This is a genomic window from Chlamydiifrater volucris, assembly GCF_902806995.1.
GTDB lineage: Bacteria > Chlamydiota > Chlamydiia > Chlamydiales > Chlamydiaceae > Chlamydiifrater > Chlamydiifrater volucris.
This window is the reverse complement of record NZ_LR777654.1, coordinates 230,888-244,339: the sequence shown is the minus strand read 5'-3', so window position 1 is coordinate 244,339 and position 13,452 is coordinate 230,888. Positions and strand designations below refer to the sequence as shown.

11 protein-coding genes are annotated in these 13,452 nt (G+C 39.0%); 3 read left to right on the top strand and 8 right to left on the bottom strand.

What is annotated here, in order from left to right; genetic code table 11:
• Window positions 1–41 precede the first annotated feature (41 nt).
• A complete protein-coding gene (locus tag KJA62_RS01045) occupies window positions 42–2,015 on the bottom strand; it encodes an ankyrin repeat domain-containing protein (protein ID WP_213318199.1) in 1,974 nt (657 codons plus the stop codon).
• A gap of 139 nt (window positions 2,016–2,154) precedes the next feature.
• Here KJA62_RS01045 and KJA62_RS01040 point away from each other — a divergent pair, with 139 nt between their 5' ends.
• Entirely contained in the window at window positions 2,155–3,363 is a 1,209-nt protein-coding gene (locus KJA62_RS01040) for a hypothetical protein (protein WP_213318198.1), read from the top strand.
• Between the two features lie 26 nt (window positions 3,364–3,389).
• On the opposite strand, the gene KJA62_RS01035 is transcribed toward KJA62_RS01040, so the two are convergent.
• The 5 genes from KJA62_RS01035 to KJA62_RS01015 form a co-directional block, all read right to left on the bottom strand.
• Window positions 3,390–4,688: a hypothetical protein gene (locus KJA62_RS01035; protein ID WP_213318197.1), complete on the bottom strand. Its 1,299-nt coding sequence runs from the start codon at window positions 4,686–4,688 to the stop codon at window positions 3,390–3,392.
• 149 nt (window positions 4,689–4,837) lie between these two features.
• Window positions 4,838–5,941: an aspartate-semialdehyde dehydrogenase gene (asd, locus tag KJA62_RS01030; RefSeq protein WP_213318196.1), complete on the bottom strand. Its 1,104-nt coding sequence runs from the start codon at window positions 5,939–5,941 to the stop codon at window positions 4,838–4,840.
• Window positions 5,942–6,562: 621 nt separating this feature from the next.
• The gene (gene dapA / locus KJA62_RS01025) at window positions 6,563–7,468 is read right to left on the bottom strand and encodes a 4-hydroxy-tetrahydrodipicolinate synthase (RefSeq protein WP_213318195.1); all 906 of its coding nucleotides are present in this window, start codon (window positions 7,466–7,468) and stop codon (window positions 6,563–6,565) included.
• Between the two features lie 35 nt (window positions 7,469–7,503).
• Window positions 7,504–8,862 carry an aspartate kinase gene (locus tag KJA62_RS01020; protein ID WP_213318194.1) on the bottom strand — a complete coding sequence of 453 codons (1,359 nt, stop codon included), beginning with the start codon at window positions 8,860–8,862 and terminating at the stop codon, window positions 7,504–7,506.
• A gap of 130 nt (window positions 8,863–8,992) precedes the next feature.
• Window positions 8,993–9,784, bottom strand: coding sequence for a 4-hydroxy-tetrahydrodipicolinate reductase (locus KJA62_RS01015; RefSeq protein ID WP_213318193.1), 792 nt, complete (start codon window positions 9,782–9,784; stop codon window positions 8,993–8,995).
• A gap of 131 nt (window positions 9,785–9,915) precedes the next feature.
• Between KJA62_RS01015 and KJA62_RS01010 the strand changes: the two genes are divergently transcribed.
• Window positions 9,916–10,959 (top strand): Ulp1 family isopeptidase, encoded by a 1,044-nt coding sequence (locus KJA62_RS01010; protein WP_213318192.1) that lies wholly within the window; start codon window positions 9,916–9,918, stop codon window positions 10,957–10,959.
• 16 nt (window positions 10,960–10,975) lie between these two features.
• Here the strand turns inward: KJA62_RS01010 and KJA62_RS01005 are convergent, their stop codons facing one another.
• Complete coding sequence (locus KJA62_RS01005; protein WP_213318191.1) at window positions 10,976–11,710, bottom strand: hypothetical protein; 735 nt, start codon at window positions 11,708–11,710, stop codon at window positions 10,976–10,978.
• A gap of 95 nt (window positions 11,711–11,805) precedes the next feature.
• Window positions 11,806–11,952, bottom strand: coding sequence for a hypothetical protein (locus KJA62_RS01000; protein WP_213318190.1), 147 nt, complete (start codon window positions 11,950–11,952; stop codon window positions 11,806–11,808).
• A gap of 185 nt (window positions 11,953–12,137) precedes the next feature.
• On the opposite strand from KJA62_RS01000, the gene aroA reads away from it, so the two are divergent.
• Complete coding sequence (gene aroA, locus KJA62_RS00995; RefSeq protein WP_213318189.1) at window positions 12,138–13,433, top strand: 3-phosphoshikimate 1-carboxyvinyltransferase; 1,296 nt, start codon at window positions 12,138–12,140, stop codon at window positions 13,431–13,433.
• Window positions 13,434–13,452: the final 19 nt, after the last annotated feature.

The window sequence follows — 13,452 nt, the reverse complement described above, 5'->3', positions numbered from 1 at the left end:
ACGCCATCCTATCACAAAGTTAAGCATAGAATCAAGTATTATCAATCTAACTCCGCATCCTCTGCTAAAAAACCTTCATCCCTCGCAGCCAAATCTAGAAAAACATTATTACCAAAAAACTGGGCAACTTCCAAAGCCGTCCGTCCTTCTCCGTTACGAAAGTTCAAAGTTTTATTCTCTACTAACAGAAGTTGAAAAATCATGGAATATTCCCCTAGAAGATCCTCAGAAGGAATCGATTGGGCAAGATAATGAAGAGCGGTGTTATTTTCATCATCCACAGCATTAACATCCGCTCCATAAAGAAGCAACTCTTGAATAAAGAAAGCTCTTGAATACCAACCACACAAACGACAAGCTAGCATTAAGATAGTTGTTCCTCCACAAATGATAGCGTTTACATTAGCCCCATTTTCCATAAGAAGATGCGCCATCATTCCTTGCTCTCTAGGAGATTCCCGACGCAAAGGTTCCAGAGGAAAGCATATATCGGCAAGAATTGTGATAGATAGTCCACCCACAACATAAGGTTTTTCTAGAGGTTCCATTATTCCCCGGCGTGATAGACTTCTTATAGCAAATAAATCTAGATTCAAAGCCGCTAATCTACTAAAAGAGACAAACGGAGATGCTTGCAGAAAGTTTCTTTCTAATTGCCCCATAGCATTTAGAGGAAATCTATGAGGGAAGATGCTTGAAAACCGACTTAAATATCTCCTCATAACAACGTCAGTTAAAGAAATTCTTACCCCCTGATGATGAATAGCAACTGAATGTATGTGAGTCGAAGAGGGAATTTTCAATAAATCTACACTCAATGATTTTTCTAAAAGAGTTTTTGTTGCTTCCTTACAATTGATCAAAGCAGAAAGAAAAAGATGAGAAAAAACCCCGCTACACACCTGCTTGCAGCATGCTCTACTAGTCAAAATCTCGTAGCAAGAGCTCATTGCGGAAGCTAATGTTTCTTCATTATCTTCCAAAAAAAAGACGTTCAAACAACTGTACACAGGGTACGCTTCGTAGACTTCTCCTCCCAAGAGGACTGGATCCATTCTTACAGGCAACTGTAAGAGTTGTTTAACAAAATCTGGTCTTGTCAACGAAGACCTTAATAATCTTTCCAAAACACCTGGATGCATCCTAGGAATAGAAATTTTGAAGACCTTAACTACAAATAAAAAAGCTTCCCAGTTGAGTCCTAAAGAAATAAACTTATACAACCTTTCTACGAATATGTGGCTCGTTGTCCCCGGGCGGTCGGGTTCTGTTTCTAAAAATCTGTTCTCTAAAATTTTTTTCAAAGAATCTTCCGAGACAGACTCTAATAACTCGTCTATGTTGCCTTCCGCAATTTTCCATGAAAAATGTTCACAAACGCGATTAATCAGAGGTACTAAAAGAGCCCTTAATTCTTCTATCATCGAAGAATTCAATGGCATACGAATCCTTTCAAATTCGGATTTTATCAAAAAATCCAATTCATCCAGGGCATGTAATATTGAGAACAGCCCCCTAGAAAAATCAAAATGGTTACTAATCGAAACTGCCAAGGAAAGGTCAAGCTCTTCCTCTTCATTTTGCACAAGAAATGGCAAAAAAAACTGATCTGAAAAGGATGGCACCCGAAGATCGTCTAAGCAATTTAATAAAACGTCTGCATCCCCTGCTTCTAAAATGGGGAGGAGGTCCACCCTTTTACCTAAAACGATTTTTAAAACACTAACAGCTTTAGAAAAAGACTCTGATCCTTTTCTCAAACTAGCTAAAGCTTTTTTTGATCTATGGTTAGCATATAGAATCACCTGCACCCTAGCGGCCTGAGAAGTCAGTCCATAAGAGAGAACATCTTTTTCGGACAAAAAATTAAAAATGCTCGAGGCAACTTCTACTGGTAATTGATTGATATTGACGCTACATGAGCGCTCATCCTCCCCTGGGTTTTCTGTAGAAGAGCTTGAGGGAGTAGGAGAAATAATACTCTGCAGACCTCGAAAAAAAGAATTGATAGACATATCAATATTTTATTTAATTAAAAAGAATATAAAATATTATTATTTCTAATCAAAAAAAGACAGTTTAATTAAAATCGCTTAAAACAAATGAAAGTCATTTAAAAAATAATTTCAGCTATTTCTCATCAATTAAAAATTTATGTCAGTATCCTCTACCTCCACCTCTCAAGAGGAATCCATATCCTGCTCATCTTACGACCCATCTTTAAAAGCTGAAACAACCTTAATATCTCCAGAACAAATATTAGCCACGACAAGAAAAATTAATGATTTTGTATCTAGTTTGATCCCACTGTCTTCCGATCGTTGTCTGAAAAGATATTCTGGGTGTCTATCATGTCCCCCTCAAGGCTGTGTCCACTCAGGGGGCGGACAACCGCTAATGGAATTGTGTCATTGCTGGACCTGTTGTTTTGGCAAAGTTCACGGCAAAGATATCAAAGAACTTCACTTATTCCTAACTGAACTAGTCAAACAACATAATATCAACTGCATCGCAGAAACAGTTATTCGCAATAAGATACCTTTGGGAACCATGATGCGACAACTGGGAGACCTCACCAAAAAACAAAAGGAAATTCTAAAATCTGATTGTAAAAAATTTTATGAGCTTTCCTTGGAAGAAGGCAAAGACAAGCTTAATAGTGCTAGGAACCACGTAATCAGTTCTCAGACACAATCACAAGCTCTCCATCTCATCTTAGAGCTATGGCAAACTACAAAAAAAACAAACGCTAAAAACCTACCTAATATAGCCTCTTTGTGGATAAAAAATAAGCAAGGTGATCTTTCTCCTTTCTGCTCCCAACGCTTAGAAGCTTTTGTTTCTTCTCAGACCTTTCATTCGAAATTAACCCCCCAACGCAGTCTAAGAGCATCTATCAGAAAGGTTGAGCATATAGTTTTACAAGTACGGACAACTCTTTCATGTATCATAGACTCTGATAAATACAGAAGCGCCCTATTAACAACTCAAATGATAAGCTCACAAACTATTTACGTATGTTCCACAGAGCTTCTCTACTGCATTCTCGTTGCCTCTTTAGAATCTGAACAAAAATACCCTGCCTTAAGAAATAAACTTCTCATCCAACAATTTCCTGCGGAAACTTCCGAGTTAATTAGGTCCTCTTCAGAAACATTTAGAAAAACACTTTTAGGTGAATTTCTCCTCTCCAAGAGAACAAGAAAGAAAGAGGATGGAGATGATGACCCGCTAGAACCAAAGCAACGAATACTAAAAGTAAGACAATTTAGCAAATCCGTCTTGAGCATAAAAATGTCTACAAGCTACAACAAGGAAGAAGAGGAGGACCCGGACGAAGGACCATCCTCTCAACGAGAATAAGGCTAAACGCGATTCAGGAAAGCTTCTTATAAGGATTTTCTTCTATTGAAAAACTTTCGAATCTTATCTCCAACCTGGGCGGGTAAGGATTTTTTGGATTCTCCGTCAACCTTGGAAGATTCCTTGGAAGCCTGTTCAACAGAACGAGATTCCCCTGAATTATAATCTACGGGAGGCAACTCTGATTCGCTCAAACTACGACGAGATCCCGTCCTTTGAAGATCCTGACGGGAGCTATTCTCCTGCACTGATTTTGAAGAATCATAGTCCACAGGGGGGTATTCTAAAGGACCTTCCTCCACCCTTGAACTTTCCTTGTTAACTTCCGAACGATTCACCTCAGAATCTTCACGTACAAAACTGGTATCTTCGTTTTTGGATTCATTACCACCCCCAACGGAATTTCTTCTCTGCAAAGTTGCTTTTAACTCCTCCATGAAATTCAAACCAGCAGGAGCACTAACGGGTCTTTGTACGTTACCATCTTTGGAAAATTTCTGAGATTTCTCCATACTAGTCGCCTCCTTGGCGGAGAAGTTTTGAGATTTCTCTAAGATTTTTGAAGTCGAACCACTATCCAAATTTGGAGCAGAAGAAGACCTTTGTTGCAATTTAGCTTTTAGTTCATTCATCAATCCACTACTGCTAGGAGCATTCCCTTCTCGGGGCCTAGATGAAGGTGTTTTCTTTTCTGTGGGAGAATTCAAACTAGACATAGATGCTGCAGAGGAACTTCCAAAATTTGAGGGAAGAGGAGGAGGAGTGGTGGCGGGATCAAATGGGAGATCAGAATCTTTAGGAAGAGACAAATTCTGTTGAACAACAGGATCTGAAGTACCGGGAGTTGGGGTATTTTCAACTACTTCCTCATTTCCACCTCTGGATGAAATAGCTTTCTGCAACTCACTTAAAAATCCCCCGGATGATGTTTTTTTTCCCTGGGGCATTTCAGACGTTTTTGAAGTTGGCGAACTTGACTTTGGAGGCAGCTGTAAGGGTTTAGCATCAAATTTACCCAAATCTGACGGCAACGGAGGTGCAGGGGGAGGATTAACTGATGATGCGGATCTTTGATCTCCCCCGGACGATGTACTAATCCTAGAAGATAATGGAGCAGAGGACCGAACAGAAGATCCTCCCAAAGCCCTTCCTATAGCTAATCTAGCTGCGTCAAAAGACTTGGAGGCTGATTCTGCCTGCTTAGCATCTCCTTTGTTACTAATATTGTGATTTCCCAGTTTGGAAGATTTTCCAACATTTGAAGATGAATTATCTGGTACTGGGAAAGATGAACTTACTCCATTATTAGAATTAATACTGCTCATTTTTAATAAATTTTTTATTTTTATTATAAAAAATAAATTAAAAACAAACTAAGGCGCTTTTATTTAAAAAATAACTTTCAAACCTAAACTGTTTGTAAACAAAAACAAACAATAAAGGAATTAATTTTAATGAACAAAATTTATTATGTTTATTGCAAACAAGTTATACTAGACTCAGAGTCAACAAATAAACCATTAGAAATTAACCCCCTTTTTAACATTAATTCCGCGTTTAAAATAGCTCCACCTGCAGCTCCTCGGACCGTATTATGAGAAACGATAATAAACTTCCAATCCAAAACAGTGCACTTTCTTAATCTACCTATAGCTATAGACATCCCGCCTTCTATTTCTGAATGCTTAACTGGTTGAGGACCAAAAAGATCTGGTAAATAATATAGAAATTGTTTGGGAGCACTAGGTAGCGAATACTTTTGAGGTTCCCCGGAGTATTTCTTCCAAGCACGAATGATCTCTTCCTTGGAAGCTGAAGTTCGTAATTTCACAGAAACACAAGCCGTATGTCCGTCTAATACAGGAACTCTTGTGCAATAAGCGCTTACACTTATTGGGTATGGTTGTATAGAATTCGTTTGATAGCAATAACTACCTAAAATTTTGGCTGGTTCCATCTCTACTTTGTCTTCTTCTCCCGGTATGTAGGGAATAATATTTCCTAGAACATCATAAGCTGATACTCCAGGATATCCAGCACCAGAAACAGCTTGAAGAGTGACAACTTGGACAGCAGAAACACCAAAAGTATCTACCAAAGGTTTGAGGGCTGCAACTATTGCAACTACAGAGCAATTTGGATTAGTTACAATACCTCCGGAAGAATTATCTATTAACCGCAAATGGTCGGCATTAACTTCAGGAATCAGTAGCGGAACATTTTCTCTCATCCGATGACTTGAAGCATTAGAAACCACGAAACACCCTGATGTAGCAAACGCCACTTCTTGCTGAAATGCTACCTCTGATGGTAATCCAGAAAAAACAAGCGCGTACCCCTCTATAGGCTCGCTAGCTTGAACTTTCATATCCAGCAAATTTCGAGGAATGAAACAAGAAAGATTGTTAACTAAATCACCATATCTTCTTCCTACAGAGCGTTCTGATCCCATAAGAGAAACTATTTGGAAAAAAGGATGGTTTGCTAATAAACCCACAAATTTTTGACCTACAGCGCCAGTAGCCCCCAAAATACCGACAGGAACTTTAGATACAACACCCCCATTCCGATTAATCATACCTCTCCTTCACTAAAATTTCTCTCATACACAATCATTAAGAGATTCTGGTTAAAAACGAAACTGAACTATGCTCAGCAATAATTGAAAACCAAAGCTGTCATAAGGAACTAACATTTTGACAAACTCTGAAGTGCTCCCAGACATACAAACATGTCAGAAAACTTTCCAGCTAAGGCGAAGACCTCCTCCACCAGAACCAAAGAACCTAATAAGCAAGGCTGATTATAAGTATTACCACAATAAAAACTAAGCACTCACTACCACGGGTCCTCTCAAGATTAGAGCTAGTTTTGACTGATTCTAAGGCACTAGTCTCTTAAAGACTAAGATAGCAAATATAAAAACCTAAAAAAGGCTTTACATGCTTTTCCAGAACCCTCACTAAATAAGACATGTATAGGATTTATCAATCGAATATCTGCCCGATAAACTCTAAGTCGATTAGAAACCATTTGCCAAGTTTCTTTCATACGCAAGAAGAAAAGCTTTAGCAAGTTTTGAACAAACGAAACAAATATCACTAAGGAATTCCTCAGACTATTCCAACGATAAGTTCTTTCGCAATGGCATCCCATCACATAATTCACTCTCATTAAAAAACCACCTTTGTAGACAGAGCTACGCACAAACTTCTAAGGACCTAGACCAACTCATCAACTCATTATGGATGAATTCTATATCGTTATGAGGAGGAAAATCTAAAACGCTCAGAGGTTCTCTGACAGTTGCAGATTTGATCACACCTAGCCTCTCCAATACCACCTTCACTGACACGGGATTTCCTCCTGAAGATAATAAAGAGCAAGCATCTCTCCAAGGCCGATCTTCCATAAGCTCCTTGCGATCAATTCTTTGTTTAAGAAAGCCATAGTATTTAGAGGCTACCTCTGGCCAAACATTCCCGGATACATTGATCCATCCGCTAGCCCCATGATTTAAGAAGTCTTGTAACAAAACATCATCACCACAAAAAACTTTGCACTTGGAGCAGATCGATGAAAACTCCTTACACGAAGAAGGACTACCTGAAGCATCCTTAACGCCGTAAAAGTTAGATTCTGTACTTAAACTTCTAACAACTTCTGAGTACAATGGAGAACCACATCTTCCAGGAATATTGTACAAAATTATGGGAAGCATGGTACTTCGCATCAAATTTCTAAACCAATCGATTTGCCCATGGACACCTGGCTTGGAGTATATTGGAGTCGTTAGCAGATACCCTTGAATGGGAAAAGAGTCACACGCCCGCATTAACTTTTTTGCACCACTGCTGTCAATACCAGGGACCCCCAACAAGATAGGAACGGAAAGATATTGGTCACAGGCATACTGAACTATCTGCAATTTTTCCGACAAGGACAAGGCCATTCCCTCACCAGTACTGCCGAAAAGAAGAATTCCTCCAGAAACCTTCTCTGCACACCGAAGAACCCTAATCAAGGAACCAAAATCCACCTCTCCGGTATCTAAGAAAGGCGTTACACAAGCTACTATTACCTCTGGAAGAAGAGTGCTATGCATTACTCAATAAACCCAACTTCTCTATGAACCGCGTTCTAAACCAAAAAAGCCTCTCCGACGAGCTCGTTGTGTAACAAAGACGCTGATGCATAAGCCTCATTACCTTCAACTACAACAGTAAGCGCAGAATCCCCCACCTTGTAAAAGATGACGACCGGAACCAAGTCCTGCAACAGTTTCTGAACTGCATTTTGCAAATAATCAAGATTAGATAAACCTCGGCCGACCAAGGATAAAGCAGAAACGTTTTTTATGATATTCAAATCTGCAAAAGATTCTAGTTTGCGAAGCATTTTTATTTTTTTGCTAAGCCTCTCAAACCAAACATCTTCTAGCATTACAACATAGGTCTTATCTCCGTGCTGAACGTAATCTAGAGAATATTTCTGGGATAAGGCCCTTAAAAAGCTACGAACTTTAAGCATATCTTCTAATCTTCTCAGGTTAATGAAAACCAATACTTGCTGCGTTCGAATCGCTACAGCCTTTATACGAGAATCTAAAACTGATTCTGGGGACCTCAACAAACCCTCTTCATAAGAAATTAAAGTTCCCTTATTTAACAACTTTGTAGGTTCTTCATCAAAAGTAGATAATACCCGAATAGGAATATTGGCTCTCATGCAGGGTAACAATGTTGGAGGGTATACAACTTTGGCACCCTTTTGAGAAAGGATCTCCATTTCTTGAAAAGAGAGTCGAGAAAGAACTTCCGCCCTGTCAGAGTAGACAGGATCTATAGAATATACACCAGCTACATCTTTGTACAATCGCACCTCATCCGCATTGATCATTTCAGCAACCAAAGCTGCTGTATAATCACTACCCCCCCGACCAAGGAGAGTAGTTTCTCCTAGTTTTGTTGCACCTAGAAATCCTTGTATAAGGTACCGAACACCTGGAGAAGTTTTCCTTTTTGACCACTGCTTTCTCATAGCATAGAGATCTGGAGAAGCTCTTTCATAACTTGAATCAGTGATAATGAAGGTCCTTGCACATAAAGTTTCCGTATAGATTCCCTCTTTGACAAAAAAATTTGCCAAAATAGCCTGGGACATGTCTTCGCCAACAGAAAGAATATCCGCTTTTTGCTTAGGACTTATCTTTTGATTTACTAAGCAACTGCGAATCCTATTACGGAAAAAACTCGAAAAGAAAGGGACGCATAAATCCGAAGAAATCTGCTCATGAAAACAAAGAATTTTATCTATCAGGGCTTGTCTGTCATAGCCACCAAGGACAAAAAGCTCCGAGAGCATATTTGTGACTCCAGCAAAAGCACTAACAACAATCACTTCCGCCTCAGGGGTGCTACGAATAATCTCAGCAACCTTCCGTATGCTCTTGACCGATCTTATACTCCCCCCGCCAAACTTTACTACAACCCTAACCATTCCTATGCCTTAGGTATATCTATATGAATCTATCTAAGTACAATGTTTCTAAATCCAGATCCGCATATACCCTAATCAACAAACAGCACCTCGCAAGGAAAACTCAACAACTACGGTGAAACCGGATACTCTATTTCATACCGAAGAGATGTTTTTTTAAACCAAAAACATCAGCCATGTCGTAAACTCCGACTCTACCCATGTTTTTCTCCATCCACCCCAAAATTTTTTCTACACCATAAGTAAAAGCGCTTCTATCAAAAACTTCATGAACGACAGAAAGAGATTCTTGAAAATTTGTGAAAGATACGTTATGCCTGCCTAGGATACCCCCAGATCTGGAAGAACTTAGTTCTATGTAATGATCGGGTCTACCTCCCTCTTGAGGAAATCCATAATTATAGTCTAAGTTCCAATGTTCTTTTTTTTCTTGTATTATACTTTTAACTAGGGCCTTAGCTGTCCCTGAGACCGCGTCTTTCTTGCTTCTATGATGTTCATCACGGATATGGATATCATACTTATCATCCAAAACTTTAGTCAGAAAAGAAACTAAAAAACTCTGTAGGCAGGCTCCAAAGGAAACGTTTGGAGCAATAATTATCTGGCTCTTCCTGGACACAGTCTCTACAAGTTCTACTATTTCCCCCCCGCATAATTCTAAATTGGTCGTACAAATGGCTAAAGGCTTGGGATGTTCTTTTAATTCTATTAAAAGCTCCTTCACAAGGTCCGGTGAGGAAAAATCTATAAGAAAGTCACTTTCTAACACTACTTCTTGCAAAGAACCCAACGGATAAGGACTTCCAAACCTTCTTCCTACGCCCTTTCCCAAGCAAAATTGAGAGGAACTTTTGATATGATGAGCAACAGAACTACCTGCTTTTCCCGTAATTCCTAGAATGCCGATTACTTTTTTCATAGTTAAAAACCAAAAAAAATTAAGAAATATAAACAAATTAGTTAGAAACATCAAGATATCTTTTCAAAAGAAAAAGAAGAAAAAGGAAATTTAAAAACAAATTCTTTTTTAATAAAATACTGTAATCAACAATGTCGGTAATTTTTATGTCCCAAATACCTACTAATTCTTTTTTTATCACACCAAAAGCCTATCCCTCCTCAGTTTCAGAGAAAGAGAACTGTGCTACCGTAAAGAAAATCATATTGGTTATAGCGGCTTTAATTCTAGTAATCCTCACTTTGGGAACTATTCTTTGCTTCGTTTCCTTTCGCGAACTCATTGGGGAGCATAGAGACATAGCCATTACCACTACCGATTCCTTCCTTTATCCAACAGCTGAAACAACCAAGGATCTACTGACACAGCTTTCTAAAAAAAGCCCCAGTCAAACCACCTTAGCGAAAAAAACTATCACCTCTGCACTACCGTCTCCAGAGCTTCTCACAAGTGGATTAGATATAGAAGAACTCAGGAAAGAGCGTTTATACCCACGCCTATTGAAACGTATGACCCCTCCCTCACAATTTTCTCCAGGGCTTATAAGGGAAATTTCTCTAGCACTATTTCGTAAATTTCCTAAATTGGCCGATGCAGAACACTGGAGCTCCCACCCCGATGATCTTAAAAACCAAGTCCTAGAAAAAGTAAACTCCGATTCTTTTACTGCGGACCAAATTATCTCTTTCCCCTTCCTATTCTCCCCAGGAGATTTTGGAACATTCGGAAATCACTGGGCTCTGGTTATTTTGGATATGCAAATGAGAAAAATTCTCTATTTCAATAGCCTTTCCAATTATCTTGGGCAAAAAGAACTCCTTGAACAGCTCCATCTAATAGCAGAGCTTTTATCTCAGAAATATCCCCAGGGGCAGGCTTTTTCTTTAGAAAATGTAACGGAGGACCGAGCACTACAAATTGATGGGGACTCTTGTGGAGCCTTCACTTGTTGGTTCTTATACAACCACCTCCAAAACCCTTCATCAAGCTCACGGTCAACCTATGGCAATCTCTCCACAAAACAAGCGAATCAACTTTTACAAAGATTTCGTGAACACATGACCTTGGCTGTCTTGCACGCAAGACAGTTTCTTCCAGAAGATTTGAGAGAGTGGTATCAAGCCGAAAATGGGTAGTGTTGTACCCAATCAACTAGCTCCCCCCACCTTTTTCAACACTCTGCTGAGATTCTTTCCCTCCCTCTCCAGATGAAGATTCTCCCGCAGCTAAAACGTAGATACCCTCAACAACCTTGTGAACCGAATCCCCTAGGGCCGCTCGGAAAGACTCATCTTTTAACACACTCGCCATTTTACTTCCTAGAGAGCTCACACTTGAAAATATTGTGGAAACTACAGCTTTTGCCCCTCTTTTGCTTAGAGCAGAATATTCCAATAAATCTTCAGGAGCAAATTCTAGCAACTCTTCAGGATAGGATCCGTCAGAACTATTTTCAGAGATTTCTTCGCTTTTTGTAGAGGTAGAAGTACTCTCCTCGTTAGTAGAAGAGTCTTTATCAACAGTCTTTTTAAAAAAAACAATATCCTTCTCTTGACTTTCTGCATTTTGAATTTCTTTAAATTCTTTTTCAGAAATCAATTTGTCATCTTCTATAACTTCATCCCGAAGAGAAAAAGAAAAAAATTTAAATAAGAAAAGTAAAAACAGAGAAAAAGAAACTAAACTGATAGAGATAGACACAATTGAAAAGTTAGCTACTATCAAAGAAGCTGCCGATATTGTTGCAAAAGCTATACTCAATGTTAAAAGAGAAGCTAGGCAAACCTTATCTTTGAGCTTTATCAATAGCTCTCTTCCAAGAGACCTTTCTCTGACTTCTGCATTATCTATCACAGAATTCAGCGAGACCTCGATTCCACCTACCATAAAAACCTCCCCTAAACTAGCTATCAAGCTAGGAAAACTTGAGCACCACTTAAAGTGCTGAAAAAACTCTGCTCTTTAGAAAAAGATTTGCCAAATCAAGAATAAGAAACGTCTAAGCCCTGAGCGAAAGACTTTTCAGCAATGACAAAGACCACCAAATGAAATCGACGCTTCATCGCCTCTAATAGGGACAGAGTGTAGCCTAAATAAGAGATTTCGTACTTACTGAAAATGATTCCCATACAACAAAACTTTAACGAAAAATAGACTATCTTATTTTAAGATTAAAAAAAATGTTTAACATTAAATTGTTTTAATTTTAAGACGAAAAACGCAACCTTCTCAAGAATCTTCCTAAAAAAGGTGAATAAACAAAGATAATTGTAATATGCTCTAAAATGCTATTGACACAGAGGAGCTATAACGAGTGCGCTATATCATCAACCCTTCTAACGTATCAGGAGAAGCTTTCGCCCCTTCCTCGAAATCACATACCCTCAGAGCAATATTATTTGCTTCATTAGCCCAAGGAGTATCTGTGATCACCAATCCACTAAAATCCGTTGATACCGAAGCTATGATAAATGCATGCCAAAATCTGGGATCTATCTTCAATTTTGAGAAAAATCAGCTGATAATCTCTTCAACACAGAAAAAATTTTTCGAAACACCCTCTCTTATTGATGTAAAAAATTCTGGCATTACTCTGAGGTTTTTGACAGCTCTAGCAGCACTATCCAAAAGCCCCATCACCTTTACGGGGGATCCTTCAGTTCATAGAAGACCAATGACTCCTCTACTCAAATCTCTGATGGATGCTGGTGCCAAAATTACGGCAAATGTATCTTCAAACTCCCTCTTCAGCATCTCTCACCTTAATACCCATAAAAAAATAGACTTTTCCGTAGACGGATCTGATTCTCAATTTGTCTCTGCTCTGCTAATAATGCTCCCCCTTCGAAAACAAATATCTACTATCTCCGTGTCAAATCCTGGAGAACTTCCTTGGGTGAAATTGACTCTAGACTGGTTGAAACGTTTGGGGATTCAACTAACTGCTAACAATTCGTTAACTCATTTTTCAGTTCCCGGAAACCAATCATACCGACCTTTTTCTTATTCAGTTCCCGGGGATTTTAGCTCCGCGTCTTTTCTTCTAGGAGCGACCCTACTGGCTGGCAGAAAAACCGGCGCGGTCACCATTCATAATCTAAACTTTAATGATCTTCAAGGGGATAAAGAACTTTTTCATCTACTAAAGTCCCTAGGAGCAGATATTACTTTTAATAATAATTCCGTTGTAACTTCTTCCAAAAACTCCTGGCAAGGTTTTTCTGTAGATGCCAATCTCTTCATTGATGCAGTACCCATTCTTGCTGTCTTAGCTTTGTCTGCGCAGACACCTTCAAGGATATACAACGCTAAAATCGCAAAAACAAAGGAATGCGACAGACTAGTGTGTACCACTAAAGAATTGAAAAAAATGGGAGCAAAAATCACTATCCTTAACGACGATGAACTAATTATCCACCCTTCTCAGCTAAAGGGAGCCCAAGTGCATTCTCACAACGATCACAGATTAGCTATGGCCCTCACTACGGCAGCTCTCAGAGCAAAAGGGACTACCGTTATCCATCAAACAGAATGCATAGGAAAAAGCTTTCCCAATTTTTTAGAAAGTTTGTGCAAGATGCACGCAGATATTCATGAAGAAATTGAATAAAAAATCATAAATGAGAAAC

Coding starts and splice junctions, on each gene's coding strand:
- KJA62_RS01045 (WP_213318199.1), bottom strand. CDS start 2,015: ATGTCTATCAATTCTTTTTTTCGAGGTCTGCAGAGTATTATTTCTCCT.
- KJA62_RS01040 (WP_213318198.1), top strand. CDS start 2,155: ATGTCAGTATCCTCTACCTCCACCTCTCAAGAGGAATCCATATCCTGC.
- KJA62_RS01035 (WP_213318197.1), bottom strand. CDS start 4,688: ATGAGCAGTATTAATTCTAATAATGGAGTAAGTTCATCTTTCCCAGTA.
- asd (WP_213318196.1), bottom strand. CDS start 5,941: ATGATTAATCGGAATGGGGGTGTTGTATCTAAAGTTCCTGTCGGTATT.
- dapA (WP_213318195.1), bottom strand. CDS start 7,468: ATGCATAGCACTCTTCTTCCAGAGGTAATAGTAGCTTGTGTAACGCCT.
- KJA62_RS01020 (WP_213318194.1), bottom strand. CDS start 8,862: ATGGTTAGGGTTGTAGTAAAGTTTGGCGGGGGGAGTATAAGATCGGTC.
- KJA62_RS01015 (WP_213318193.1), bottom strand. CDS start 9,784: ATGAAAAAAGTAATCGGCATTCTAGGAATTACGGGAAAAGCAGGTAGT.
- KJA62_RS01010 (WP_213318192.1), top strand. CDS start 9,916: ATGTCGGTAATTTTTATGTCCCAAATACCTACTAATTCTTTTTTTATC.
- KJA62_RS01005 (WP_213318191.1), bottom strand. CDS start 11,710: ATGGTAGGTGGAATCGAGGTCTCGCTGAATTCTGTGATAGATAATGCA.
- KJA62_RS01000 (WP_213318190.1), bottom strand. CDS start 11,952: ATGGGAATCATTTTCAGTAAGTACGAAATCTCTTATTTAGGCTACACT.